The sequence below is a fragment of the Corynebacterium macginleyi genome, assembly GCF_003688935.1.
GTDB lineage: Bacteria > Actinomycetota > Actinomycetes > Mycobacteriales > Mycobacteriaceae > Corynebacterium > Corynebacterium macginleyi.
This window is the reverse complement of the sequence record NZ_REGE01000005.1, coordinates 66,875-93,313: the sequence shown is the minus strand read 5'-3', so window position 1 is coordinate 93,313 and position 26,439 is coordinate 66,875. Positions and strand designations below refer to the sequence as shown.

The window sequence follows — 26,439 nt, the reverse complement described above, 5'->3', positions numbered from 1 at the left end:
AACCCTTTGCGCAGATAGTACTGTAGTGGGGGCAGGATATAGCACTAGTGTAATTTACAAGAATCGAGCGTAAACGACCATAAAGGAGTATCCCCATGTCTGCTGTGCGAGTGGGCGATGTGCGCCGCGTTTTGGATAAGGCCTATCCGCCCCATTTGGCCGAAAAGTGGGATGCGGTGGGGCTAATCTGCGGCGATCCCGCAGACGAGGTGCGCACCGTCGCCTTTGCCTTGGAATGCACTCAAGAAGTAGCGGCTCGCGCAGTTGAGCTTGGCGCAGACATGTTGGTAGTCCACCACCCGCTGCTATTGCGCGGAGTGGAATCCGTGGCGGCCGATACCCCCAAAGGTAGAGTCGTACATACCCTGATTAAAAATGGTGTGGCGCTTTTTGCCGCCCACACCAACGCCGATAAAGCCCGCCCAGGGGTTAATGATAAGCTCGCGGAACTCGTTGGCATTAACCCAGGTCGGCCCATCGTGCCGGAGGAGCCAGAGACCATAGATAAGTGGGGAGTGCATATTCCTACCGGCAGCGTGGAGCAGGTAAAGGAGGCGCTTTTTAATGCCGGCGCTGGCCACATCGGTGCCTATTCTCATTGCTGCTTTGATATTTCAGGCGCCGGACAATTTCAGCCGGAGGAGGGCGCGGAGCCGGTAGAAGGGGACATCGGCAAGCTGCACCGCGGCGAAGAAGTGCGGGTGGAGTTTGTGGCTCCCGCCTCGCTGCGGGCCCCGTTGATTGCGGCGCTGCATGAGGTGCACCCGTATGAGGTGCCCGCCTATGACATCGTGAAAACGTCCGGAAGTGGTGATCTCGATACCGCACTGGGGTTGGGACGCGTGGGCGAGCTGCCCCGCGAGATGAGCCTGCGGGAGTTTACGCAACAGGTGGCCAACGCCCTGCCTGAAACCGCCTGGGGCATCAGAGCCGCGGGCGACCCGGAGCAGAGGGTGCGCACCGTGGCGGTCTCGTCCGGCGCAGGGGATTCCTTCCTCGAGGCCGTGGCGCGGCTGGGTGTCGATGTCTACGTCACTTCCGATCTACGTCACCACCCGGTGGACGAGCATCTGCGTGGCGGAGGACCAGCGGTCATCGATACCGCCCACTGGGCCAGCGAATTTCCCTGGACGGCACAAGCACGCGATATTGTAGAAACAGCATTAGAACTAAATACGGAAATTATTAGTCTGCGAACTGATCCGTGGACCATCTCCGCACGCCCAAAGGAGTCATAAGTGAAATTGTCGCCAGAACTACAACCGGTCCTGCTGGAATTGGCCAACTTGGAACGCTCGCAAGGCATTGGCGGGAATAAAGAGCTGGCGGAAAAGATCGAATACGACAAGGCGCAACAAGAACATAAGCGCTTGCTCGATGCCTCCGGTTCCGCGCAAATGGCTGTCGATGATATGGAAAATGAAATCCTGCGCATCCAGGCCGATGAACGCAAGCTGCGCAGGCGCGAACGCGATGACAAGGGCCAGCTCGGCGCTGAATTGAATGCTAAGAAGCGCAAGGATATTGAACACGATCTTTACGCCACCAAGTCCCGCATCGCGGATTTGATGAGTGAGCTGCAAGAAGCACACAATGAGATCCATGCGCTACGGTCCAACCTGGATGTGCACGGCGCGCGCGTGTCGGAGTCCGAGCGCAAGCTAGAAATGCTGCGCCGCGCCGCGGAAGCCGCGCAAGAGGCCGCGGATAACCAGCCCGATCCCGCCGTGCGTATCGCGGATTTGCGCGAACAACTGCCCTCCGATGCCCTTGCGGAATACGACGCGCAGCGGCAAGAAAACGGCGTCGGCGCCGCGCAGTTCAAGGGCAACCGGGCTTGTGGTGGCTGTTTCATTGTATTACCACCCGTCGATAAAAGCGCCGTGCGCAATGCGCCTGCTGATGAGTTACCGCAGTGCAGCGACTGTGGTTCCTACCTGGTACGCCTCGCATGATGAAGGTCATCATCTATGCCGATGGTGGCTCGCGCGGCAACCCGGGAGTAGCCGGGGCAGGCACCGTCCTTTATGACGCAGATGGCACAACTATCCTGCGCGAAATTGTCTATGTGGTAGGAACCAAAGCCACTAATAATGTGGCCGAGTACCACGGCTTATTGCGTGGGCTCGAGGCCGCCTCTGAGCTCGGTGCCAGCGAGGTGGAATTCTATATGGATTCCAAGCTCGTTGTGGAGCAGATTAACGGGCGTTGGAAAATTAAACACCCCGATATGCAAAAGTTGGCCCTGCAGGCGCGCACGCATATCGATGGATTTTCTTCTTTCAGTCTCGAGTGGGTGCCGCGCGCGAAAAATAAGGTGGCGGACGCGCTATCCAACGATGCTATGGACGCGGCCGCGGCAGGCCACACGGTGGGCATCGTTAAGAGCGATACCGATGAGCCTGCCGAGTCCATGCCTGCCGCGCCTATGCCGGTCGAGGGCGAGCAGGAGTGGGATACCACCGCGCCACACCCTGCCGACTGGCTGGGCGATCGCGGCGATACAACGCGATTCATTCTGCTGCGACATGGGCAGACCGAGATGTCTGCAGCCAAGCAATATTCTGGGCTCACCAATCCAGGTCTTACTGAACTAGGCAAAAAGCAGACGCTCGCCGCGGCACAGGCGCTTGTCGGTACCACTATTGACGCCATCGTGTGCTCGCCGTTACAACGCTGCCAGGATATGGCGGCCGCCGTTGCACATGGTCGCGATATCGACGTCGTTACCGAAGAAAACCTTCGTGAAGTGGACTTTGGCGAGTGGGAAGGAAAGACTGCGGCCGAAGCACGCCAGAGCGACCCAGAGATCCACGAGCAGTGGTTGCACGATGCCGCCGCACCATGTCCCGGCGGGGAATCGCTGCAGGCCGTCAATCGTCGCGTGCGTGCTGCCCGCAAGGAATTGCAGTGGCGCTATAGCGGCAAGACGGTACTGATTGTCAGCCATGTCAACCCCATCAAATCCTTCCTTTGCCAGGCTCTGAATGCTGGTCCGGCCACCTTCCACCACCTGTTTTTGGATCTGGCTGCGCTCTCAGAGGTCGAGTTCTGGGACGGTGGTTCTATGGTGCATGGATTCAACGATGTGGGACACCTGGAAGGGCTACGCTAGACTAGGTAGCGCGAATGAGCCGGCCGGGCGATCGCGTCGCCGCAAACGGGCAGCATGAATGCTGCTACGTGGGCGCCGAGGAAAGTCCGGACTCCACAGAGCACGGTGGTTGCTAACGGCAACCCGGGGTGACCCGCGGGCAAGTGCAACAGAAAGTAGACCGCCTTGTGCCTCCACTTGCGTTTCGGCCCAAGTTGGGGACACAAGGTAAGGGTGAAACGGTGCGTTAAGAGCGCACCAGCATCGTCAGTGATGGCGGTGGCTGGGTAAACCCCACCGGGAGCAAGGCATCACGGCCCTGCCACGTTGCAGGGCCCGATCAGGCGTTTTAAGGCTGCTCGCTCGAGCCTGAAGGTAGCTGCTGGAACCAACTGGCAACGGTTGGTCTAGATGGATGATCGCCGCGCGGTATCCTCACTGGCTGGGGTGCCGCGGTTAGACAGAATCCGGCTTATAGGTCGGCTCATTCGCTCCTCTAATCCTCTAATCTTCTATCTTCGCGGGCTCGCCCGCGGCCAATGTCACCAGCAAGAAACCATCGTCTGCTAGGTCCGCTGCGAAGTTTGTCGCGCGATTGCTCGGGACATAGGCGATAACGGCATTGGATAGCCCTGCGTGCGCCGAGCGCGCGGCGAGCGCGCCGCGGACTGTGACTAACTCCGCGATCTTTTCCGCGGAATCAAAGCCATAAATATTGGTTAGCGAGGCCTGTGATTGCAACACAATGGGGAAGAGTTCATTGCGGCGGTGTGAGCGCAGATAACGCACGAAGTGCTCCACACGCGTGTTTTCCTCAGCATAAAATGCCATCCACTCGGTAGCCGCTGTGATGCTGGGGCGCCCGTCTTCGCCGTAGACCTTGTGCACTGCCTTGAGCCACTCCACCACCCGCTGTTGCGCATCGGGCAATAGGCGCAGCGACTCCGTGCCGAAGGAATGGCAGGCGTCATCAATAAATTGCTGGCGCTGGCGGATAGCACTAATCGCCTGTGATTGCTCTTCCGCATTGCCCCCGGGTACCGCCACGGCAAAGGCCGTTACGTCTTGGTCCACGACGTGGGGCGCGTGGGTGACTGATCCATCGGCATAGTCGATGATGCACACGCCGTCACCACTGCTGCGCAGCGCGGCAGTGTGACGCGCGCGAAGAGCTGGCTGATGAGCAAAAGTGGTCACAGCCTGAGTGCAGACTTCCGCAACGCGCACGCGCAAGGGCGCATCGAGGTTATCGACCGGGCCCATTAATGCAAGCGCTGTGGCAACATCCGCCGCCGATGCAGCGCCCAAGCCGATATCGGCGGGGATATCGTTCACGATCGTGATATCTGCCCCTGCCGTCTCCCGGGATAGTAATTGGCGGTTAATCATGGTGTGCACGATGCCGCCGATGCGCGCGGCTAGACCACCTTCAGGTGCAGGCGGGATGACCGGTTGCCCTTCTGAGTCCGTTGTGGGTTGTTGCGCCGCTGCGAGCGTAGCCACCTCCTGGAGGCCAATGGAATCGTGCACAGGCTCCCCCCTAGTCGGAATGTAGTGGACAGCCACGATGCCGTCTGTGCGTAAGCTGACGGCCGCCGCCGCGCGCAGATCCGACAAGCTTGCGGCAACGATGCCGCCATAATGATCGATATGCTCACCCATGAGCGGCCAGGTCCCGGGTGCGCTGGCGGTATGGGTGGGGTCAGTTCCCACGATAGAGGCGTGTTGTTGTGCAACACGCGCGGCAATAGGGGACTCTGGCGTCGACCACAGTGGCATGAAGGCAAAAGCTCCTTTTTCAATTCGGCAGATAAAAACACGCGGCTACGTGGCGGGGCTAGCGCCACGGACAAAGTAGCCGATAAAGCGGCTCCCTTGCCCTATTTGACGGTGCACGGGAGGAATCAGAAGAAATACTGACCTCATATTCTAGCGGGCGCGTGTGCTCGTACATGGGTATTGTGGGTACCCACCACAGACAGGCGGGGCACACGTGCTGCCCAAAATCATAGAGACGAAAGGGACTACCGTGGCGATTACAGCAGATGAGAAGTGGTATTACGACCCTTCCACCAAAAAAGTCAGCAGGGGCAAAGTATCCGGCTGGGAGAACCGCATGGGGCCCTATGACACCCGTGAAGAGGCCGAGCGCGCCATAGAAATTGCGCGCGCTCGCACCAAGGCAGCCGATGCAGCAGATAAAGAAGATGATGGCTGGGAGTAGTTGTTTTCGGACCATCACCTGAAATCGCCCAGCTCGGCAGGGCCGGTGTCCCAGCCGCGCTATTTCTTCAGCTTTTTGCGCAGCGGTTTAAACGCGGCCTCGATGTCTTTGAAGGATTCAGTGTAATCCTCTAAGGCAGCCAGGCTGATAGCGCGTTCGCGCTGGTACAGCAGGCCGTAGCCGAAGGTATCTTCCCCGCGGCGGTGAGCATTGCGGGCCAGTTCTAGCAATTTATCCCGCGAGGTCACCGAGTCTTGAAAATCCCCCAAAACCGATTGCATCTTTTTGCAGCTCTTATACAGGCGCTTGGTCTTTAGTTTCGTTGCTGAACCGGCTGCCTCTGCTGCGTAACGCAATTTCTTCGCAGCCTTGCGCATATCGTGGAAGTAATTCTCGCGCTCCTGTAGCGACAGCTCCGCGTTATTCCAGTTGTCCACGGCCTTCTTATGCCGCTTGACCAGCTTATTGTAGGCCTTTTCTAGGTGGCGCGCCATGACGACATCGACGTCCTCGGTCTGCGTATCGCCCGTTTCAGCGTTAGATTCCTCCTCTGCCGCGTTCGTGTCCGCGCCATCTTCGGCTGGATTATCGACTGCAGCCCCGGTCGGGTCAACGGCAACGCAATCATCAGTACCGTCGGTATCTTCTGCGGACTGGGAACCGGCAGTAGGGGGATTCGCCAGCAGGCGGTCAAGGGACTCGAGTAATTCGAGGTATTCCTCAGAATTTAGTGCGGCGATAATCCTCCGGTGTGCCCGCCGGTAGGCGGTTGCCATATCGCGGGAGATGTGCTCGCGAGTGGCGGCATCCAAGGTATCGGAATCCTCGGATTCCAAGAGCTCTAGCCAGCGCTCTTCGACGACCTCCGCATCGCGGGCAACGCCCAAAATGTTGGCGAGCTCCTTGAGATCGGCTTCGATTTTCTCGATCTGCGGGCCGACGACAATGCCGTGAAAAGTCTGTAGGTGGCTGCGCAGCTCACGGGTGGCCACGCGCATTTGGTGCACCGAGTCCCATTCATCGCGGCGAACGCGCGGATCGTAATCGATGAGCTTGTCGCGGTTGGCCTGCAGCGCTGCAATCACCGCGGCTGCTGGGGAATCCTTCTCAACATCTGGGGTGATTAGCGCAGGCGGAAGGGGAGCATTGCTGTAAGAATCGCCCAAGGCCGTCGTTAGCTTAGACGGGGACGAAGAAACGCGAGCCCCAGCGCCGATGAGAAGGGATGTGGCGCGGCGTATAAAGTGGCTTCCTTCTTCCGTACCTGGAAGCTCACCGGCGAGTTCCATTTCCCATTCGCGCCAGGATTGCTGCTGCCCGCCGGGCAGAAAAGAAAAGGCGGTGACGTGGTCATCGCAGAATTCTGCGACCGGATTGTTCTGCTCGTCCGCAAGCAGTATCTCGGTGCGGTTATTATCCACCTGCGCGATGGGGTTTAACTCGTTGTGGCGAACGACAGAGCGCACCTGCTGCACAAGTTCTTGGGGTACTTCGTATTTGCCGTCTACCGGTTCTCCCAGTTCGGCGTGGATCTCGGTGCGTCCACTCTCGCTTGGGATCTTGATGTGCCAGCCATCGTCATTGCCGCCGGTGCGGCGGCGCAAGGTGATTTTGGCGTGTGTCAGGCGCAAATCTTCCGTGTCGTAATAAATAGCAGATAGAGCGTGATGGCGTGTTTCTGCAATATGGTCAACGGATTCGAGTCGAGTAAGTTCAGGCAGTTGAGTCGATTCCGCTACGGCGAATTTCGCTTCTACTTCCAGAAAAGTCTGTGTTGACATTCACGTACCCTTAAGCTTTTACAACAATTAATTTCATCTGCGATTCTACCCGTGAGGCGCAGCCACCGCCTTAAAAAATTTCGCAGCGTTTGCTGTGCGTACAGGTAGAAATGCGCTACCAAAACCATGGACTGAAAGCAGACAGAGGAAGCTACGGAGCAAGGGCCGCCGGTATCAAGAATCGATGCCCATGGCAGACCCGCCTAAGTGAGACTTATCCGCGGCCGTGATACCGTCAGTGATGCCATGCAAGCTATTCATGGATAGCGTAGAAGTACTCAGATTGGGAAATAGGCGGTTTCGGGTTTCCTCGGCATGATCGGTGCGCGCTTGGAGTGCGGGCAGCGTTTGGGTGGCGATGAGTTCTGCGTGGTGGCTGCAGTAAGGGGATTCATCGAGTTTTTCTTCAATACCGTCTTCATTGGCCAGCTGCAGCAGTTCCCCGATACGGGCGGCATAGGAAAGCCGGAAGCTGCGTCGATAGGCAGCGGTAGTCTGTGTTACGCGCGCAAATTCGGCACCTTCACTGTTGCGCATGTACCAATCGCATTGGCGGTTCAAGGAGGAGAACAAGTCGGCGCAGTGCGCAGCGTCTTCGGGTGCGCCGATGATGCAGGCCAGACCCTTTTCGTGGATGAGTAGGCTGGTGCAGCCATTGGCATTGGCGATGGTGCCCAACAAGGTGACCTGGTGCTTGATATACGGCGGGTGCACGTGCACTCGGTGGGAAATAAGGCGGGGCTGGTCAACGGTTAAAAGATCTTCGATGCGGTATTTTTGCTGTAGCGATTGCGCCTTGGAAATGAGTACCTCTGCCTCTTCTACAAAGGACGTGGATTCTGCTTTGCGCAGCAGCCCCAAGACCTTGCGGCGGAGTTTATCCTGCTGGTCGCTAGAGTTTTCGGCCTGGCTTAGCTCGCCGCCTGCTAAAAGCTCGGTATCGCGCAACCGCGGCAGATGTACCAGCTCTTTTATGATGGCGCGCATTTTATCGCGGGGAACGAAATTTTCTTGCGGCGCTTCTAATTGCAACCATGCTTTGCGGAGTGCAGGTGAGGTAATGCGGGCAGGTACGTGAGGGCTGGCGCGGTAGATGAGGGGATAGGAATAAGAACCAAGAATGTGGCGTAAATCGTCTGGGGACCACCCGTATTGGGCGGCAGTAACGATGGCATCGATAGCGCTGGCAGAAAATTCATCGACGTGAGAGGTCATAGTAGCGTTCTTCCTTTAGAAAGCATGTACAGGTGTTCGCTTGCCTCACCAGCAAAGCATGTGCCTGCCGGCATACCTGTTGCATTAACCCCCGCTTGTTACCCCCTGAATACTCTGGCGACCTGCGAATCTGACCATGTGGAAATTGACTAATGAACTGCGCACTGCTTAGCGGTGAGCCGGTAAGGTTTAGGGCATGAATAGCCAACACGAATTCGTCTTACGCACCGTTGAGGAACGCGATATCCGTTTTATCCGCTTGTGGTTTACAGATATCATGGGCGCCCTCAAATCCGTAGTGATGAGTCCCTCCGAACTCGAATCCGCCTTTGAGGAGGGGGTTGGCTTTGATGGCTCGTCGGTAGAGGGTTTTTCCCGTATCTCTGAATCGGACACTATCGCGTTGCCGGATCCTTCCACCTTCCAAATCCTGCCTTTTGATGACAACGAGCCGGATTTGCAAACGGCGCGCATGTTCTGCGATATTGCGCAGCCGGATGGCCAGCCCTCCGTGGTGGATCCGCGCCATATCCTGCGCCGCCAGGTTACGGAGGCGGCCAAGGATGGATTTACCTGCATGGCCTCGCCAGAAATCGAGTTCTATCTGTTGGAACATAGCCGGGAGCTGACAGACCTGGTACCTACCGATAACGGGGGGTATTTCGATCAAGCGACGCATGATACCGCGCCGCTTTTTCGCCGCCGCGCGATGTTGGCGTTGGAATCGCTCGGCATCGCCACCGAATTTAGCCACCACGAGACCGCGCCGGGTCAGCAGGAAATCGATCTTCGCCACGCCGATGTGCTGACCATGGCGGATAATATTATGACCTTCCGGAGGGTTATTAAGCAGGTAGCTACGGATTCAAATGTGCGGGCGACGTTTATGCCTAAACCGTTTGAGGATCTTCCGGGCTCTGGAATGCACACGCACTTTAGCCTTTTTGAAGGCCAGTCCAACGCTTTTCATGACCCGGATGATGAATTTTCGCTCTCACGCACCGCCAAGCAATTCATCGCCGGAATTTTGGAGCACTCTACAGAGATGAGTCCGATTATCAACCAATGGCCCAACTCTTATAAGAGGCTGATGTTTGGCAATGAGGCGCCGGGGACGGCCACATGGGGCGTGCAGAACCGTTCTGCCCTAGTGCGCGTGCCGACGTACCGCCTGACTAAGGAGGAATCGCGACGGGTGGAGATCAGATCCATCGATGCCTCCATGAACCCATACTTGGGCTATGCGGTCATCCTCGCCGCTGGGCTGCGGGGTATCCGGGAAGGCTATGAATTAGACGATCCTGCAGAAGATGATGTCCACCAGCTCACCCACCGCGAACGCCGCGCCATGGGGTATAAGGATCTTCCCTCCAGCATGGACCAAGCCCTGCGTGAATTTGAAAAGTCCGAATTCATGGCGGAGGTCTTGGGCGAGCGCGTCTTCGAGTTCTTTTTGCGCGCCAAATGGGAAGAATGGCGCGAGTATCAGCGCCAAATTACTGCAGTCGAGCTGCGCAACAACCTGAATTTCTAGGAGAATAATGCGTCCCGACACGGTGCCGTCACCGGCCTCGTTGGGCCTTAGCCGGGCCCATGCTGCACAAGACTTAGAACAATTGGGATGGAATAATCTGGAGTCCGTTGACCTTTTATGGACCCTGGCTGCGGTTGGTGATCCAGATTTGGCACTCAACAACCTCGTGCGCATTTACGAGCAGGCCCCGGAGCTCGATGCCGAAATCCGCAGTAATGAGCAGGTGCGGGTGCGCCTTCTCGCACTCTTGGGTGCGTCAACGGCCTTTGGGGATCACCTCGCTGCCCACCCAGAGCTGTGGGCAGAGCTGAAAAAGCCGCTTCCGGAGCCTGAAGAGATGTTTACCAGCCTGCTTGAGGTGGTCGGCGCGCAACCAGCAAGGTTTGCTGCAGAGCTCGATGTTCCCGATCCGGCGAGAGACGATCTCAGCGCGCCGGGTACGTACCGCGCGAGTAAAGGCGAGCATAAAGAGGAGATGCGGACCCAGTACCGCACGCTGATGATGCGCCTTGCCGCGCACGATGTGGCGGGGACCTTTCACTCCCGCAAGCGGCGATCCCGCCCGCAGCCGGAATTAAGTTTCCGGCAGGTCACCACGCTGACTACAGCGCTTGCCGATGCCGCCCTTACCGCCTCTCTCGCTGTCGCGGTGCGCAAGATCTACGGCGACGATCCGCTCGATGCACAGCTTGCGGTCATGGCGATGGGCAAGTGCGGTGCCGGCGAGCTTAACTATATTTCTGATGTGGACGTTATCTTCGTCGGCAGCAAGGCAACGCCCAAGGCTACCCGTCTAGCCGCGGAGTTTAACCGGATTGGGTCCACGACATTTTTTGATGTCGATGCGAACCTTCGGCCCGAGGGCAAGTCTGGCGCGCTGGTGCGCACACTAGATTCGCACGTGACGTATTACCGCAGATGGGCAGAAACCTGGGAATTTCAGGCCCTGCTCAAAGCGCGGGCGATGACCGGCTACCTGCCGCTGGGGCAGGATTACCTGGATCAGATCCAACCGATGGTGTGGACGGCCTCGCAGCGTGATTCCTTCGTGGAAGACGTCCAGGCCATGCGCCGGCGCGTTTTAGATAATGTGCCGGATGAGCTCAAACACCGCGAGCTCAAGCTGGGGGTCGGCGGGCTGCGCGATATCGAATTTGCGGTGCAATTGCTGCAATTGGTGCACGGCCGCTCCGATGAATCCCTGCGCGCGCTGTCGACAGTGGATGCCCTAGGCGCCCTTATCTCCGCCGGCTACGTAGGACGCGAAGATGGCACGCAGCTCATCGAGGCCTATGAATTCCTGCGCCTTTTAGAACATCGCCTGCAATTGGAGCGTTTCCGCCGCACGCATACGCTGCCGGCAGACGAGGATGAAGCGGGCCTTAACTGGCTCGCGGTGATTTCTGGATTTTCGCCGCAGGGCACTAAGTCTGCGGTGCAGGGGATGCTTGCGCATTTGCGGCGCATCAGGATGCGCATTTCAGAGTTGCACTCGCGCCTGTTTTATCGCCCGCTGCTAAATTCCGTGGTCACCATGTCCGCCGATGAGCTGAAACTTTCACCAGAGGCGGCGAAGCTGCAGCTTGCGGCATTGGGATATAGCGCGCCGGTGCGCGCCTTCGAGCACCTGACCTCCTTGGCCTCAGGCACGTCCCGCAAGGCACGCATTCAAGCGATCTTGCTGCCCACCTTGATGGAATGGCTGGCAGAAACCGCGGACCCGGATATGGGGTTGCTCAATTACCGCAAGCTCTCCGATGCTGCTCGTGATAAGTCGTGGTTCCTGCGCATTTTGCGGGATGAGGGGATCGTCGGCCAGCGCTTGATGCATATTCTAGGAACGTCGTCTTTTACCGCGGACCTCATTATCAGCGCCCCGGATTCGGTGAAACAGCTTTCCGATGGCGCGACCGGTCCCAAGTTGCTGGAAACCAAACCAGAGCAGGTGTCTCAGGCGTTGGTCAATTCCAGCAAGCGCCACGTGCATCCGGATAAGGCGGTGGCGGTCGCGCGCTCGCTGCGCAGGGTGGAGCTGGCGCGCATAGCCAGTGGTGATCTCTTAGGAATTATCCCCGTCGAGCAGGTGTGCCAGGAGCTTTCGACTATCTGGAATGCGGTTTTAGAAGCCGCCCTGCGCGCGGAGGTGCGGGCCTGGCGGATTGACCACGAGGATGCGGAACCGCCGGCGCGAATTGCAGTTATTGGCATGGGCCGACTCGGCGGCCGAGAGCTTGGGTTCGGCTCCGATGCAGATGTGCTTTTCGTGGCAGAGCCTGATGCCGCAGATGACGAGAGTGAGGCCATGAGGTGGGCCATAGGGATCGTCGAAAAGCTGCGCCGCCGCCTAGCCAAGCCCTCTGGGGATCCACCCCTGGACGTCGATCTGGGCCTGCGCCCGGAGGGCCGATCTGGTGCGGCGGTGCGCAGCATTGCCTCCTACAAGCGCTATTACCGCGAGTGGGGCGAGGCCTGGGAAATGCAGGCGCTGCTGCGCGCTGCCTTCATCGCTGGGGATGAAGAAGTGGGCCAGCGTTTTATAGAGATGATCGATGAATACCGCTACCCGGATAGCGGTGCGAGCCAGTCCACCATCCGCGCCATCCGGCGCATGAAGGCACGCGTGGATAATGAGCGCCTGCCGCGTGGGGCCGATCGCACCACGCACACGAAGCTGGGCCGCGGAGCCTTGAGCGATATTGAGTGGACGGTGCAGCTGCTGATTATGATGCACGGACATGAGCATCCCGCGCTGCGGCAGCCAGGGACCTTGCCGGTGCTGGAGGCGCTGGAAGAAAGTGGAATCTTAAGCACCGAACAAACAAGTGAACTGCGAGAGGCATGGTTGATGACAACAGACGCCCGCAACGCGTTGGTGCTGGTGCGCGGCAAGCGCGTGGACCAGTTGCCTGGGCCGGGCCCGCAATTGGCCCAAGTCGCCGGCGCAGCTGGGTGGACGCCGGAGAATAATCAGGATTTCCTGGATACTTACCTGAAATTGACTCGACACGCGCGCAAGGTGGTCGATGAGGTCTTCTGGGGAGAGGAAGAATCCTTCGAGCATTCTTAAAGTTGCCGCATAACTTGGTTTAGATGGCTCTCAATCCCTTAACTTATGAAGTATCGGACTCTAGAGTAGGAATAACTTAGAGAAAGGACCTTTGGTTATGTCATTTCAGCTGCAGCTTGAGATGGGATCTGCCACCGTGGGAGAATTAGCCGCCTTGCTTTCTGCCGCTCGCGCGGCAGGAGTCCGTGATGATGACGTCCTCGAGATAGAGGGAACCACCTTGACCATCACGGTCTCGGCCCCACAAACGAGCACCCCCGGCGCCGGGCAGAACCCCGATGCGGCGCATCGCCAAGACGGCCTTGATCGTCAGCGCGGTGCGGAGTTCAGCTCGCGCGGGCCCGCCGATCGCATTGGGGAGGCTACGATCCGCTCGCTCATTGATATGTTGATTGAACGCGGCAATGGCAATTCCTCGCGCGGTAACGGTTATGGATTCTTCGGAGGAAATTCGGATTACCATGATTAAATCTCCGGAAGCCCATCGCAGGAAGCTCATCTACCTGTGGGGTTGTATTACCGTGGTGGCTATTATTGCCGTCGTCGGGGGTATGTGGGTAACTAACCGCCATCAGCCTCCGAAAGGGACGATGACCGTAGGCGATGCCGTGGCTGGGGGAGTGGTGCAACAAGAAGCGCCCGCCCAGGGCACTGGTGCGGTAGCAGGCGATGCGGCTTTAGAAGCCAACCGCGTGATGGCGCTGGCGAAGGCGTTGGGGATTCCCATAGAGTCGGTTCCGCGCGAAATTACCCAGAATAAATCCGGGAAGTCTGATGTCCGGCAGTATTTAGAGCGTGAATTAAAGAGTGCTGTGGCCTCTGGCGAGTTAGATGAAGAGGATGAAAAGGCCATCATTGGCGCCTTCGATAAAGGGATTGTCATCCCCGCCAGCGATGGCATCGTGGCCGAAAGCGCCCCGGCGAATTAGGGCCGTACCAGACTCTGTCTAGATCCCGGTCTGTGCTTCGGTTGGTGCAGTCGCTGGGGCGTCCTCCGGGCCGAGGAATGGCCTCCAAGAAGTTTCAGGAAACCGGCAGACGGAGGGCATGGCCTTAACAGCTCGTCTCCCTAGAGTTTTCCATAACGAAACGGTAACGAATCAAAAATCAAGGTGTGCGTTACCGAGGGACTGGAGGAGACGATGACAATTAAGAATAATTTATCTACAACTCTGGCGGTGGCCGCAGCCATAGTTTTTCCTATTAGCGGGGGATTAGGTATTGCCTTTGCGGTAAATGCGGTTCCAGCAGAGACCATAGCCCAAGCAGCAACCGGGGATCCTTTAATCCTGCATCTCAAGTCAGCCCTCGAAGGAGCAATAGCAATAGCGCGGCGATAGCCCGGAATACCCCATCCACGCACCGCCGCTGCCGCTAAACTGTCAGGCATGTTGGTTGATGCCGTTCGCCTAAAATCCATGCCGCGGGATTATCGCCGTAACCTGCCTGTCTTCGATTACCTGGCAGATTTGAGGCGCTTTTCCTTTACCCGTCCGGTGACGATTTTCGTTGGCGATAACGGCATAGGAAAATCCAGTTTATTGGCCGCCATGGCAACGGATCTTGGGTGCTCTCCCAAGGGCGGACGGATGGGGGATCCGGAAGCAATCCTGCCCGTTAGCCCAGTGGTTTGTGAGCGCACGGCGCTAATTCAGCGGGCCTATTTCCTGCGCGCAGAAAATCATGAATACCTCCTATCGCGCGAGCAATCCCCCGAAGAATCCGGCGGGCGTTCCACCCTGCCCACCCAGGTAGATGTGCAGGCCCGCTCGCACGGCGAGTCCGTCTTCGATGTGCTCTATGAGCGCCTTGATGGGGCGGGGGTATATATCTTGGACGAGCCAGAATCGGGCTTATCCGTCATTCGACAATTGGCGCTGATCGCTGAGATTGCCCAAGCCGCTGACCGTGGTGCGCAGCTATTTATCGCCACGCATTCACCGATTCTGCTGGGTTGCCCCAATGCCGATATCGTGGAATTAAATGACACCGGCTTCCAGCGCATCTCCTTTGAGAAGGCCGAAGCCGTGGCCGCCACTAGAGAGTTTCTCGCGGACCCAGAGGGAACTATCAGCTTTATCTTGGACCCAGACGCGGAAGAAGCAGAGGAGACTGAAGGCGCGGGGGCAGCGGATGTCGATGAGGCCAAAAGGCCCGAATAAGCTGCGCTAGGTTACCTTTACTATCCTCACGGTCGGCCCGGCGTAGCCGCCGCGCCGACGTAGGATGTAGGTGATGACGACTCCGGCCAAGCCGCACAGCCATACGGCCCAGACGGCGAGGGAGGCGGTGGTGAAATCCGTCATGGAGTAATTGGGGGCATTGGCAGAGTGGTCCAAGACCATGCCAAATAACTGCGCGCCCAGCATGCCAGAAGTAAACCCGCCCATATTACCCAAGCCGGTTGCGGTCGCGACGACAGCGCGGTCCATGTTCTCGCGGATGATGTCGAAACCATAATTTGAGGTGGGTGTGCACAGCGCGAGGATAAAGGAGACTGCGATAATGGCCGCAAGACCCCCACTGGTGCCGAAGGCGAAAAATAGCACCCAGGTCAGCACGTGCAGGCTCACGACCCCGAGCGCGACCCAGGGCCTTATATTGTGTGCGCGGGAGGAAATCCGCCCGTGCAAGGGCCCAAGCAGAACCAAAAATACGGCCAAAAGGGTCAGTACGAGGCCGGCCTTGCCTTTGGATAGTTCCATGCCTTGGGTCATCATGGGCATGCCCCACAGCATGACAAAGACAACCAGCGGTAACATGCCGCTGTAGTGGATAAAGTATGCCTGCCAGGCGATGGGCGAGGTAAAGACCGCTCCCAGTCGGGTGCCGATGCTGCTGCTTTGGGAATTGGGCGGTTCCTTGTCCAAAGGAATAACCCCGAGCTTTTCTGGAGAGTCGGCGACCGCGATGGCATAAACGCCCAATTGCACGGAAGTAAATACCGCGATGCGCCCGGCATTGACGCCGAAGCGCTCCATAGCATCGAGGCCGGCTACGCCGAAGGAAGACCGCCCGGTAATAGCTACGAGATAGACTGCCATCGCTGCGAGCCAAACTTTTAACGCTTGAGTTGTGATAACTTCTCTCGGATTTGGCTGCGACATGGATGATACCTTACGCGTTAACTACTAGGATTCATCTTGTGAAATATATGTCGACCCGTGATACCACCGGCCAGCTCGCATCCTTTACGGATATCCTTCTAGGAGGGCTTGCGCCCGACGGTGGCCTGTACCTGCCTGAAACCTACCCGCAACTGGACTCTGCCACGCTGGACGCGTGGCGCGAAGTGGTGAAAACTGGCGGCTATGCCGCCCTTGCGGCCGAGGTAATCAAATTGTTTATCGACGATATTCCGGAAGAAGATCTGGATAAAATCGCCGCCCGGGCGTATACCAGCCCGAAATTTTCCTCCCCTGAGATTGTCCCGGTCACCGAGCTTGGGGATGGCCTGTTTATTGGTCACCTGTCAGAAGGCCCCACCGCTGCATTTAAAGATATGGCCATGCAGCTTTTGGGCGAGCTTTTTGAATACGAGCTTGCCCGCCGCGGCGAGACGCTGAATATTTTGGGGGCTACCTCGGGCGATACCGGTTCCTCCGCCGAGTACGCCATGCGTGGGCGCGATGGCATCCGCGTTTTCATGTTAACGCCGTCCGGGCGCATGACCGCCTTTCAACAAGCCCAAATGTTCGGTCTGAATGATCCGAATATCTTTAATATCGCCCTCAACGGTGTTTTTGATGATTGTCAGGACGTAGTAAAGGCAGTCTCCAGCGATGTGGAGTTTAAATCCAACTATCGCATCGGTGCGGTTAACTCTATTAACTGGGCCCGCCTATTGGCTCAAGTAGTTTACTATATTTCTTGCTGGATTAAGGTCACCGATGATAACGGGCAAAAAGTGTCCTTCAGCGTTCCTACCGGTAACTTTGGCGATATCTGCGCCGGGCATATTGCCCGCAGCATGGGCCTTCCCATCGATCGCCTCATCGTGGCGACGAATGAGAATGACGTGTTAGATGAGTTCTTCCGCACCGGCAACTACCGCCCGCGCCCTGCCGCAGAAACCATGGCTACTTCGTCGCCGTCTATGGATATTTCCCGAGCCTCTAATTTTGAGCGCTTCGCCTTCGATCTTGTAGGGCGCGATGCCGCTCGCGTTGCGGATCTTTTTGGCACCAAGGTCAAAGACGGCGGGTTTAGCCTTGGAGAATCTCTCATCACGGCCGCACGCGAAGACTACGGTTTCTTGTCTGGTTCCTCTACCCATGATGACCGTCTTGCCACAATCAAGGATGTATACGAGCGCTATGGTTACCTGGTGGATCCGCACACGGCCGATGGCATAAAAGTCGCGCGTGTGGCCCAGGAAGAGGGCGTGGTTACTCCCATAGTCTGTCTGGAAACGGCATTGCCAGTAAAATTCAGTGAAACCATCACCGAGGCCATCGGGAGCGCACCGCAGCCACCGGAGCGTTTCGTTGGCATTGTGGATGCGGAGCGCCACGTGGTCGATATGCCCAACGATGCCGCAGCGGTCAAGGACTATATTTCATCGAGCATAGAAAACACGGAGGTGTAGCCACTATATGGCCCTAGAGAACTTTGCTGGACCGGAATACTACACCGAATTCGATCCGGAAAAATTCATCCGTGACTTAAAAGCACAGGCAGAGGCGAATAAAAAAGAACAGGGTAGGGACTCTGCAGGTGACGCGGATACGGATGGTCAGTAGCCTGCTGACAGCCGCGCTGTTCGCGGTGGCAGCGTGTAGAACCTATGACACCCAGCAGCAGGATCGGGTGGTTGCGCAATTCACCGAAACGCTACCGGCGGCGCCGCCGAACGAATTTTATGAGCCCGCGGTGGTACCTATGCTCCCCGGTGCAGCGCTAAATCTATCTGCGAATGACCCGCAGCCGGGCGAATATTTTACCTTCCAGTCCTGCACTGCGGCGTGGTCTTTCGCGCTTGCCGATGGCCGTAGCATTGCCGTGACAGCCTCTCATTGTGGCAAACCTGGGGATAAGGTCTGGGCCGGAACACAAGCGGGCGATTTCGCTTACCCTGCCGACCCGGTAGGCGAGGTGGTCTACTCTGATTTCTTCGCCGCAGACACCCATCATCTGGATGTTGCCTTCATCGAGCTTTACCGCGACGCGGACTACTTCACTCCAGGCGAGGTAGCCACGACCGTGGCGACGCGGTTGCACAACTTACCGGATGCGGTGTGCAAGCTGGGCAATACTACCAATGTGACCTGTGGGAACGTGAAGAACGCGGTGGATTTTACACAGCTGAACTACCAGGGGCTAGAACATGAATCCAACGCAGCCCTGGCGCAGATGTGCAGTGCCGTCGGTGATTCCGGCGGGCCCGTCTACGGCGATGTGGATGGCCGGCAGACCATCGTCGGATTGGTCTCTGGAACCACCGAGCCCTTGGACGAGGGGCATAGCTGCGAAGACACGCAACAAAACATTGCCGTGGCCTTTACCACCGCACCGGATATTCAAGAACTTGCGCTGCAGGTCCTCGGCCCCGTGGCATAGGATGAGGCCGGATTGGCTACGCTGGGTCTTATGGCAACGCCTGATTATATAGTGAAGCTACGCGAATCCATCGGCCACGAGGAGATCTTTGTTCCGGCGTGCAGCGCCATTATTGTTCGCGATGTACCAACCGGTGCGGCCCTGTGGGAGGTGCCGTCTGTGCTTTTGGTTAAGCGCGCCGATAATGCCGTGTGGACCCCGGTGGAAGGCATTTGTGAGCCGGGCGAGGAGATTACGACCACTGCCTTGCGTGAGGTCAAAGAAGAAGTAGGTCTTGATGCCAAGGTGGAAGCGCTCCTCGGTGTCGGCCAGTCCGGTCCGGTGACCTATCCCAATGGCGATCAATGCATGTTCATGGGTATTGCCCTGCGCCTGTCTGTTACCGACGGCGCTGAGCCTATCATCAGCGATGAAGAAAACACCGAAGCGCAGTGGTTCTCGGTGGGCCGCCTCCCGGATAGCCTGTCACGCCGCCATCGCCTGATGATTGCGGATGCCGTGGCGCACCTCAAGCACCCGCAGGGGTTTTCTCCCCGCATGGGTTGGATGAAGCGCAGCGAGCAGCCCGGGCTTTAGTGCGATTCCTGCGCGCAGATGAGCAGTTGTTGTAGCTCCTCTGCGCTGCGCGCCACGACCAACTCTTGAGCGATAGAGTCTCGTGCTTCCGCCACATCGGCCTCAGATCCACAGCATATGGCAGTGGTGCCTACAGTCGTCAGGAGTCTGCCGCGCCGCGCCAGTTTAAAAAACAGATCACTATCTTCTGGGCTCCATGTCCAGGCGGTGCCGTAGAAATCCCGGGCGTCATCGCCAAGCCAGGAGGTTTCTAGTGCTAGGCCTGATTGGTATAGCAAGACCCCGTCACGGCGTAATCCGGCGAGCACCTCCCGCACTCCAGCGAGGTCCGCACCATCCCACGCGATGAAGGTGATAGGAAAAGAGCGCATCGTCCGATGATAAACGGAGGAAAGTCTTTCTTCGTGGGTCAGGCTCAGTGTGTGTATGGCACTGTTGGAGCTAGTTGAAGAAACGAGCTGGGTGGTAGATTGCCGTGCCACGCCTAGCAGGGGAAGCTGGCGGAATTACTCTGATTGAGCCAGTTTTCCGCGGGGAAAACTCTCATGCGCGTACTGGAGAGCGTTCATCTTCAAAGTGAGCGGCGGATATGCCTACACTCCCGGGTGTGCCCAGCTGCATCACCGCAGCCAAAACGACAGCAGCCACCTAAGGGTTAGTTAGGTGGCTGCTACGGAACGGAAGCCAGCTGAGAACGAGCAGCAAATTAGCAGTCGAAGTAGAGCTCGAATTCCTGTGGGGTAGGTCGCAGGCGGGCGGGGTTGATCTCGTTTTCGTACTTGTAGGTGATGTAGGTCTCGAGGAGATCCTCGGTGAAGACATCGCCCTCGGTCAAGAAGTCCATGTCTTCCTTCAGCGCCTCGAGGGAAGCTTCCAAGGAGGTCGGTGCCTGCGGGATGGATTCGGCCTCTGCTGGCGGCAGCTCGTAGAGATCCTTATCCACCGGGGCGTGCGGCTCGATGCGGTTTTTCACACCATCTATACCGGCCATCATCATGGCGGCAAACGCCAAGTAAGGGTTGCTAGATGGGTCCGGGGCACGGAACTCGATGCGTTTAGCCTTTGGGTTGGAACCGGTAATCGGGATGCGGATCGCGGCCGAACGGTTGCGCTGGGAGTACACCAGGTTAATCGGTGCTTCAAAGCCAGGAACCAAGCGGTGGTAAGAATTCAGGGTTGGGTTGGTAAAGGCGAGTACGGCACCGGCGTGGTGCAGGATACCGCCGATGAAGTAGCGAGCGATATCGGAAAGCCCGGCGTAGCCGGCCTCATCGTGGAAGAGCGGCTCGCCGTCCTTCCACAGGGACATGTGGGCGTGCATACCGGAGCCATTATCGCCGGCCAGGGGCTTCGGCATGAAGGTCGCCGTCTTGCCCCATTTTTGGGCGGTGCGTTTGACCACATACTTGAAGGTCTGAATGTCATCTCCGGCGTGCAGCAGGGAGTTAAAGCGGTAGTTAATCTCGTTTTGGGCAGCGCCCACCTCATGGTGGAAGCGCTCGATCTCAAAACCCACCTCTTGCAGGTTGGCCACAATGTCATCGCGGATCTCGCTGTGCTTATCGTACGGCGGGGTGGGGAAGTAGCCGCCCTTTACGCGGGTTTTGTAACCGGTATTGGGAGTGCCGTCCATGTTGGTCTCATTATCGCGGTTCCACCAGCCTTCATCGGAGTCTACTTCATAGAAACCGTGTTGCATATCGGTGCCATAGCGCACGGAATCGAAGAGGTAGAATTCGGCCTCGGCACCAAAGTTGCAGGTATCGGCGATGCCGGTGGATTGCAAGTATTCCTCGGCCTTGCGGGCAATATTGCGCGAGTCACGAGTAAACGGCTCATAGGTAAAGGGATCGTGGACGAAGAACTTGATATTCAGCGTCTTTGCGGTACGGAAGGGATCAATATGCGCGGTGGCCGGATCTGGCAGCAGCGTCATATCGGATTCTTCGATGGTGGTAAACCCACGAATGGAAGAACCATCAAAGGCCAAGCCATTTTCAGCATCTTCTTCAGTAAATTCGCTGGCAGGGATGGAAAAGTGGTGCTCGGTGCCGGGGACGTCTGTAAAGCGGACATCCACGAACTTTACGTCCTCATTCTGAATAAAGTGGACGATGTCCTGCACTGTCTCGAAAGACAAGATTGCCTCCTGTTTGTTGGCCGATGAATTATCTTCCTATAGCCTACTAGTTTTATCCACCGGGCATGGCTATTAGTCTCGTTTCACTTCTGAGTGAGGGGCAACTAAATTGGTGAGCATGGCAGACAAGCGCACGTGGCTCGATGGGCCCAATATTCCGGGAGAATATGACGATACAGGAACCCCCGGCCGATGGCCCGGGGAAAACCTGGGCCTGCCGGAATCTGGCCCCGGATCCATGGCCTCGGTAGGGCGCCGTGCGGGTGCAGTGGCCATTGACTGGATCAGTTGCATGCTTTTGGCCAACCTCATCCACATGCTCACCACGCAGCTCGGCGGCGTGTCTTTTTTGGGCTATGCGCTCTGGGCGTTAATGGGCATCGTGTGCGGCTGGCTGTTTGCACGGACGCCGGGAATGCTCATCCTTGGCATGGGCGTCGCACGCTTGGATGTTCCCGGCGCCCACGTGGGCCTGTGGCGCGCTGCCGTACGCACGCTGCTTACCGGCGTTATCTTCCCTGCAGCCATGGTGGATGCAGATGGCCGCGGCATGCACGACCGTGCAACGGGCACCATCGTTATCAACTCTTAACGGCGCGAGAAAGCCACGAAAACCACGACAGTCCCTGCAGCCGTTATCAATCGAGTGGGTGCAGGGACTATTTGTGTGGTGAAGCAAGGCGAGAGCCCCGAATGCCCGGCCAAGGCGAGGAGGAGACTAGAGCAGCGTTTAGCCCTTGCTCTTGCGTTCTTGCGCACGGCGCATGCGGCGGTTCATGCCTGACATGATGTGGGCTTGCTGTGGGATTGGGCCTTTTGGCATGCCGGGCATAGTTCCTGGCATGGAATCCATGGCCTCAATGCGCCGGATATTGTCATACGTCGCGTTCTTATTGTAGTTGCGGGGTAGCTTCATGAGGTGGTTGCGCAGCTTGGATACTGGCACCTCGCCCTCGTCGGCGCCGACGTAGACCTCATATACCGGCACGCCCCCGGCAATCTTGTCTACGCGCTTTTTCAACTGGTTAAGGGTGGGGCGAAGGCGTTTTTTATTGCCCTCGCACACAAAAATGACGCCCGCATTACCAATGACTCGGTGGATAAGGTCTTGCTGGCGGGTGGCGGCGATGCCGGGTTTTACGGACCACACGATGCCGACGGTATTGCGTAGTTGCTGCTCTAAGGCCCAGCCAGCGGCGCCGGTCTGGTCTTCGACACGCTTGTACATAGCGCGTTCCAGGCGGCGGGTAAACAGGAACATCGCCAAAAGCGCGCCTAGGCCCAGGCCGATGATTAGCATGAACCGCTGGCCATTAAAGAGTAGTCCAATGAGGAAGAACAAGAGGCCGACGCCGAGGAAGGCGGCTAGCATAATAGGGATAAGCGCTTTGTCCTGTTTGCGCTGCAAATTGAATGCCTGCCACAACTGGGACCAGGTTTGCTTGCGCTTTTGGCGCTTGGCCGCGCGTTCTTGTTTCTTGGCAGCTTTCAGGGCTGCTTTGTCATCTTTCGACATGGTTCCTACTTTAAAGGTCAGGTGGCAAAAATGTTAAACGGCCCCCGGCAGATGGCGAGGGCCGAGAAAGAAAAATCTGGGGTTTAGCGCATGGTTGCCGCTAGGGAATTAGCGGTGGCCGGCGTCTTGGCCATGCGGGTGGTCACCGGGGTTTCCTTCGAAGGACCATACTTATCCAGCAAAGTGGACGCCTCCTGGGCGGTAGCGCCTTGCGATGTCTCCGTCAGGTGCTTGAGGTTCTCCGGTAGCTCCAAGCCGCGCTTTTCCATGGCCTGTACATATAGGCGGCCGGCGCGGTAGGAAGATCGAACTAGCGGGCCGGACATGACGCCGCCGAAACCCAGATCTTTAGCCAGTTTGGAGTGAGCCACGAACTCCTCCGGGCGCACCCAGCGCTCGATGGGGTGGAAGCGCGGGCCGGGGCGCAGGTACTGGGTGATGGTGATGATGTCGCAGCCAGCCTCGCGCAGGTCGCGCAATGCTTCCTCAATCTCCTCCTCGGTCTCACCCATGCCCAAAATCAGGTTGGACTTGGTGATGAGGCCAAAGTTGTGGGCCTGGCGGATGACATCGAGGGAGCGCTCGTAGCGGAAGGCTGGGCGGATTCGCTTGAATATGCGTGGCACGGTCTCCAGGTTGTGGGCAAAGACCTCCGGTTGCGCCTCGAATACCTCTTCGAGTAGGTCTGGCTTGCCAGAGAAGTCTGGGGTGAGGTTCTCCACGCCGGTGTGCGGGTTGAGCTCGTGGATCTTGCGGACTATCTCTGCATACAGCCACGCTCCCTCATCTGGGAGGTCATCGCGGGTCACACCGGTAATAGTGGTGTAGTTGAGGTCCATTTCCTGGATGTTTTCAGCCACGCGGCGCGGTTCATCACGGTCAAGTGGTTCTGGCTTGCCAGTAGCAATATCGCAGAAGTCGCAACGGCGGGTACATCTGTCGCCGCCGATGAGGAAAGTTGCCTCGCGGGATTCCCAGCATTCGTGGATATTCGGACAACCGGCTTCCTGGCAGACGGTATGCAGGGAAGCGCCCGCCACGCGGGACTTCATGTCCTCATAGCCCGGTCCGGTGCGAACCTGGTTGCGGATCCACCGCGGCTTTTGTTCGATGGGTGACTCCGCATTTTTCTTCTCAATGCGGAGCATCTTGCGTCCTTCAGGCTTTACAGTCACAGATACTCACTTTATCGTTCAAAGGTGATGATGGCTAATAGCTATTCCTGATGCATGGCGCGCAGGCGCAGAACTATTCCACACTAGCTCCACCGCGCCTATTCCTGCGCTTGGTGACTCTGCCGTCGCGCCTTCTTATTCGCAATCTTCGTGGGATCGGGTGCGGAACCGAAGCTGTGATCGGCGACGATAAGCCGGCCCGAGAGGGCACCATCAAGCGCTCGCAAGAGCGGCTTTGCGGCCTCGTCCAGCGTGACCTCGCGGCCGAGCTCCAGCGAGAGCGTGGTGATATCTGCATCATCGATGCCGCAGGCCACGATGTGGTCGTAATACTCCAGCGTATTGTTGCAATTGAGCGCCAGCCCGTGCATGGTAACCCCGCGGGTGATGCGGATTCCCAGCGCGCCTATCTTGCGATCACGCCGCGAGGCGGAAGGGTCCTTTGCCTGGGTGGTAGCGGGAACCCACACCCCAGAGCGGCCGTCTATGCGTCCCGCGGTAGTCACGCCCATTTCGCGCACGGCTTGGATGGTGGCCTCCTCGAGGCGGCGGACATAGTCGACGACATCGACAGGCTCTGCCAGCTTGATGATGGGGTAGAGCACCAATTGTCCCTCGCCGTGCCAAGTAATACGCCCGCCGCGGTCCACGGTGATGACCGGCAAGCCTTTATCCGGCATATCTTCTGGCTGTGTGCGCTTGCCTGCGGTGTAGATATTAGGGTGTTCTACTACTAAGACCACATCGTCCTGCGTGCCTTGAGCTCGCGCAGCCGCTAGACCCGCCTGATAATCCCACGCTTCTTGGTAATCCATGCGGCCCAAGTGGCGTATTTCAAGGGGATTAGCTGAGGCGCGAATGGAGCGTTCAGCGGGAAAGAAAGGATCGCGTGGTGCACTCATAATCTCTAGTGTCGTCTTTTTGGTTAGGGAAAAGCAAAGCGGGAGAATGCCGTGGCATCCTCCCGCCTATTTTGTGCTCGAGGGGGTGTCGAACTAAGCGTTTTCTAGTCGAGGCCGTTAGCAGAGGCATAGTCATCTGCCTCCATGAGCTCGCCTGCCTCATCTACTTCGACCTCGAAGAGCCAGCCTTCGCCGAAGGGATCGTTGTTGATGACGGCGTAGTCATCGTGTACGGCATCGTTGACGGCTGTTACAGTTCCGGTGACGGGGGAAAACAGGTCAGACACGGACTTGGTGGATTCGACCTCGCCACAGGAATCGCCGGCGGTGACGGTATCGCCTACCTCAGGCAGTTCTGCGAAGACGACCTCACCCAGGCGGTCTGCAGCCACGGAAGTGATGCCGATGCGAACGGTCTTGCCTTCCACGGCGCCCTTGGCGGCGTTAACCCATTCGTGGTCTTCGGAGTAGGAGAAATCTTGGGGCAGGTTTGACATGATGTGTAGTCCTTTCGGGCTGAGTTTCGAGGGTGTGCGGGTGTCTTACTTATCGCGCTTATAGAACGGCAACGTGGTTACTTCAAAAGGATAACGCTTGCCGCGGATTTCTACCTCGACCGCGGTGCCAGGTTCGAGCTCTGCGCTGGTATCGAGTAGCGCAATGGCTACTGGGTGGCCAAGCGTGGGGGAGGGTTGGCCGGAGGTGACGGTGCCGACTTTGGTGTTATTGAGGAAAACCTCGGCGCCGGCGCGCGCGGCGCGACGCTGATCCGAGGTGAGCCCGGAGATAACCACCTGGGGGCCTTCTTCGGCGCGCTTGCGAATGACCTCCGCGCCTACAAAGTCTGCTTCTTTCTTAGCAAAAGCGCGCGCCATGCCTGCTTCTACCGGCGTGATATCGCGGGAGAGCTCATTGCCGTAGAGTGGCATGCCGGCCTCCAAACGCAGCGAATCACGTGCCGCCAGGCCACACGGCTTGACGTCATATTCTTCGCCCGCCTTGAGCAATTCGTCCCACAGTTGCGGGGCATCGGAGTTATAGACGATGAGCTCGAAGCCATCCTCACCGGTATAACCGGTGCGCGCGATGATGGCAAAGGTGCGTGCTACCTTTCCCATCGTGGCGGCGTAATAGCCCAGTTCGTAGACGGTCTCCTGCTTATTATCCTCTACCAGCGGGACAAGGATCTCCGCAGCCTTGGGGCCTTGTACAGCGATCATGGCGACATCGCGGGACTCGTTCTTAAGCTCGACATCGAAGCCCTCGCAACGCTTATTGAGCTCGTCCCAGACGATATCGGCGTTGCCGGCATTGGGCACAACTAGGAACTTATTTTCCTCGAAGCGATAGGAAATGAGGTCATCAATGATGCCGCCGTCGGCAGCGGTGATCATGGAGTATTTAGCCTTGCCCACCTTCACGGCATCCAAGTCAGAGATGAAGGCATAGGACAAGAACCTGCCGGCATCGGGTCCATTGACCCAGATTTCTCCCATGTGGGACAGGTCAAAGAGGCCTGCGCTGGTGCGGACAGCGTGGTGTTCTTCCAGCTCGCTGGCGTACTTTAGCGGCATAGTCCACGGCCCAAAGGCCGTGAAGGTCGCGCCGAGTTCCTGGTGTTTGGCATTGAGCGGGGAGGTTAGAAGTTCGGTCATT

General features: G+C 57.8%; 26 protein-coding genes and 1 other RNA gene. 16 read left to right on the top strand and 11 right to left on the bottom strand.

Annotation, left to right across the window (positions count from 1 at the left end; translation table 11 throughout):
* Positions 1-95: 95 nt before the first annotated feature.
* From D9V82_RS05425 to rnpB, 4 genes are all read left to right on the top strand, one after another.
* The gene (locus D9V82_RS05425; RefSeq protein ID WP_121911412.1) at positions 96-1,238 is read left to right on the top strand and encodes a Nif3-like dinuclear metal center hexameric protein; all 1,143 of its coding nucleotides are present in this window, start codon (positions 96-98) and stop codon (positions 1,236-1,238) included.
* Positions 1,239-1,955, top strand: a complete 717-nt coding sequence (locus D9V82_RS05420; protein WP_121911411.1) for a zinc ribbon domain-containing protein — start codon at positions 1,239-1,241, stop codon at positions 1,953-1,955. It begins immediately after the preceding gene.
* Entirely contained in the window at positions 1,955-3,115 is a 1,161-nt protein-coding gene (locus tag D9V82_RS05415; RefSeq protein ID WP_121911410.1) for a bifunctional RNase H/acid phosphatase, read from the top strand. The genes D9V82_RS05420 and D9V82_RS05415 overlap by 1 nt, the downstream gene beginning before the upstream one ends.
* A gap of 15 nt (positions 3,116-3,130) precedes the next feature.
* An RNA gene (gene rnpB / locus D9V82_RS05410) (RNase P RNA component class A) lies at positions 3,131-3,585 on the top strand.
* 13 nt (positions 3,586-3,598) lie between these two features.
* Here rnpB and D9V82_RS05405 read toward each other — a convergent pair.
* Entirely contained in the window at positions 3,599-4,873 is a 1,275-nt protein-coding gene (locus tag D9V82_RS05405; protein ID WP_121911409.1) for a galactokinase family protein, read from the bottom strand.
* Between the two features lie 250 nt (positions 4,874-5,123).
* Here D9V82_RS05405 and D9V82_RS05400 point away from each other — a divergent pair, with 250 nt between their 5' ends.
* Positions 5,124-5,318, top strand: coding sequence for a BPTI domain-containing protein (locus D9V82_RS05400; protein WP_121911408.1), 195 nt, complete (start codon positions 5,124-5,126; stop codon positions 5,316-5,318).
* A 59-nt stretch (positions 5,319-5,377) separates the two neighbouring features.
* On the opposite strand, the gene D9V82_RS05395 is transcribed toward D9V82_RS05400, so the two are convergent.
* Together D9V82_RS05395 and D9V82_RS05390 are read right to left on the bottom strand one after the other, a co-directional pair.
* On the bottom strand, positions 5,378-7,099 hold the full coding sequence (locus tag D9V82_RS05395; RefSeq protein WP_121911407.1) for a CYTH and CHAD domain-containing protein: 1,722 nt from the start codon (positions 7,097-7,099) through the stop codon (positions 5,378-5,380).
* Between the two features lie 174 nt (positions 7,100-7,273).
* Complete coding sequence (locus D9V82_RS05390) at positions 7,274-8,314, bottom strand: DUF2786 domain-containing protein (RefSeq protein WP_121911406.1); 1,041 nt, start codon at positions 8,312-8,314, stop codon at positions 7,274-7,276.
* Between the two features lie 196 nt (positions 8,315-8,510).
* On the opposite strand from D9V82_RS05390, the gene D9V82_RS05385 reads away from it, so the two are divergent.
* From D9V82_RS05385 to D9V82_RS05360, 6 genes are all read left to right on the top strand, one after another.
* The gene (locus D9V82_RS05385; RefSeq protein WP_121911405.1) at positions 8,511-9,848 is read left to right on the top strand and encodes a glutamine synthetase family protein; all 1,338 of its coding nucleotides are present in this window, start codon (positions 8,511-8,513) and stop codon (positions 9,846-9,848) included.
* 7 nt (positions 9,849-9,855) lie between these two features.
* Positions 9,856-12,915, top strand: a complete 3,060-nt coding sequence (locus D9V82_RS05380; protein ID WP_121911404.1) for a bifunctional [glutamine synthetase] adenylyltransferase/[glutamine synthetase]-adenylyl-L-tyrosine phosphorylase — start codon at positions 9,856-9,858, stop codon at positions 12,913-12,915.
* 97 nt (positions 12,916-13,012) lie between these two features.
* Complete coding sequence (locus tag D9V82_RS05375) at positions 13,013-13,384, top strand: hypothetical protein (protein WP_121911403.1); 372 nt, start codon at positions 13,013-13,015, stop codon at positions 13,382-13,384.
* A complete protein-coding gene (locus D9V82_RS05370; RefSeq protein WP_121911402.1) occupies positions 13,377-13,844 on the top strand; it encodes a hypothetical protein in 468 nt (155 codons plus the stop codon). The genes D9V82_RS05375 and D9V82_RS05370 overlap by 8 nt, the downstream gene beginning before the upstream one ends.
* Before the next feature lie 213 nt (positions 13,845-14,057).
* Complete coding sequence (locus tag D9V82_RS05365) at positions 14,058-14,255, top strand: hypothetical protein (RefSeq protein ID WP_121911401.1); 198 nt, start codon at positions 14,058-14,060, stop codon at positions 14,253-14,255.
* A 48-nt stretch (positions 14,256-14,303) separates the two neighbouring features.
* A complete protein-coding gene (locus D9V82_RS05360; RefSeq protein WP_121911400.1) occupies positions 14,304-15,077 on the top strand; it encodes an AAA family ATPase in 774 nt (257 codons plus the stop codon).
* Between the two features lie 6 nt (positions 15,078-15,083).
* Here the strand turns inward: D9V82_RS05360 and D9V82_RS05355 are convergent, their stop codons facing one another.
* Positions 15,084-15,959 (bottom strand): MFS transporter, encoded by an 876-nt coding sequence (locus D9V82_RS05355; RefSeq protein WP_234462660.1) that lies wholly within the window; start codon positions 15,957-15,959, stop codon positions 15,084-15,086.
* Between the two features lie 101 nt (positions 15,960-16,060).
* Between D9V82_RS05355 and thrC the strand changes: the two genes are divergently transcribed.
* The 4 genes from thrC to D9V82_RS05340 are packed head-to-tail and all read left to right on the top strand — an operon-like array spanning position 16,061 to position 19,050.
* Positions 16,061-17,503, top strand: coding sequence for a threonine synthase (gene thrC, locus D9V82_RS05350; protein WP_121911398.1), 1,443 nt, complete (start codon positions 16,061-16,063; stop codon positions 17,501-17,503).
* 7 nt (positions 17,504-17,510) lie between these two features.
* Positions 17,511-17,657, top strand: coding sequence for a hypothetical protein (locus D9V82_RS12200; RefSeq protein ID WP_167449737.1), 147 nt, complete (start codon positions 17,511-17,513; stop codon positions 17,655-17,657).
* Positions 17,647-18,474 carry a trypsin-like serine protease gene (locus D9V82_RS05345; protein ID WP_121911397.1) on the top strand — a complete coding sequence of 276 codons (828 nt, stop codon included), beginning with the start codon at positions 17,647-17,649 and terminating at the stop codon, positions 18,472-18,474. Before D9V82_RS12200 ends, D9V82_RS05345 begins: the two co-directional genes overlap by 11 nt.
* Positions 18,475-18,504: 30 nt before the next feature.
* Positions 18,505-19,050 (top strand): NUDIX hydrolase, encoded by a 546-nt coding sequence (locus D9V82_RS05340; protein WP_121911396.1) that lies wholly within the window; start codon positions 18,505-18,507, stop codon positions 19,048-19,050.
* Here D9V82_RS05340 and D9V82_RS05335 read toward each other — a convergent pair.
* Positions 19,047-19,421, bottom strand: a complete 375-nt coding sequence (locus D9V82_RS05335) for a hypothetical protein (RefSeq protein ID WP_121911395.1) — start codon at positions 19,419-19,421, stop codon at positions 19,047-19,049. The genes D9V82_RS05340 and D9V82_RS05335 overlap by 4 nt on opposite strands.
* Before the next feature lie 335 nt (positions 19,422-19,756).
* Positions 19,757-21,190, bottom strand: coding sequence for a type I glutamate--ammonia ligase (gene glnA / locus D9V82_RS05330; protein ID WP_121911394.1), 1,434 nt, complete (start codon positions 21,188-21,190; stop codon positions 19,757-19,759).
* A 118-nt stretch (positions 21,191-21,308) separates the two neighbouring features.
* On the opposite strand from glnA, the gene D9V82_RS05325 reads away from it, so the two are divergent.
* Positions 21,309-21,782 carry an RDD family protein gene (locus D9V82_RS05325; protein WP_121911393.1) on the top strand — a complete coding sequence of 158 codons (474 nt, stop codon included), beginning with the start codon at positions 21,309-21,311 and terminating at the stop codon, positions 21,780-21,782.
* 138 nt (positions 21,783-21,920) lie between these two features.
* On the opposite strand, the gene D9V82_RS05320 is transcribed toward D9V82_RS05325, so the two are convergent.
* The 5 genes from D9V82_RS05320 to gcvT all read right to left on the bottom strand — a co-directional run bounded on the left by D9V82_RS05320 (position 21,921) and on the right by gcvT (position 26,438).
* Positions 21,921-22,706, bottom strand: coding sequence for a DUF4191 domain-containing protein (locus D9V82_RS05320; RefSeq protein ID WP_121911392.1), 786 nt, complete (start codon positions 22,704-22,706; stop codon positions 21,921-21,923).
* Between the two features lie 83 nt (positions 22,707-22,789).
* Positions 22,790-23,854 (bottom strand): lipoyl synthase, encoded by a 1,065-nt coding sequence (lipA, locus tag D9V82_RS05315; RefSeq protein WP_121911391.1) that lies wholly within the window; start codon positions 23,852-23,854, stop codon positions 22,790-22,792.
* A 125-nt stretch (positions 23,855-23,979) separates the two neighbouring features.
* Complete coding sequence (gene lipB / locus D9V82_RS05310; protein WP_121911390.1) at positions 23,980-24,783, bottom strand: lipoyl(octanoyl) transferase LipB; 804 nt, start codon at positions 24,781-24,783, stop codon at positions 23,980-23,982.
* 104 nt (positions 24,784-24,887) lie between these two features.
* Positions 24,888-25,280, bottom strand: a complete 393-nt coding sequence (gene gcvH / locus D9V82_RS05305; protein ID WP_121911389.1) for a glycine cleavage system protein GcvH — start codon at positions 25,278-25,280, stop codon at positions 24,888-24,890.
* A 45-nt stretch (positions 25,281-25,325) separates the two neighbouring features.
* A complete protein-coding gene (gene gcvT, locus D9V82_RS05300; protein ID WP_121911388.1) occupies positions 25,326-26,438 on the bottom strand; it encodes a glycine cleavage system aminomethyltransferase GcvT in 1,113 nt (370 codons plus the stop codon).
* Between the last annotated feature and the right edge of the window lies 1 nt (position 26,439).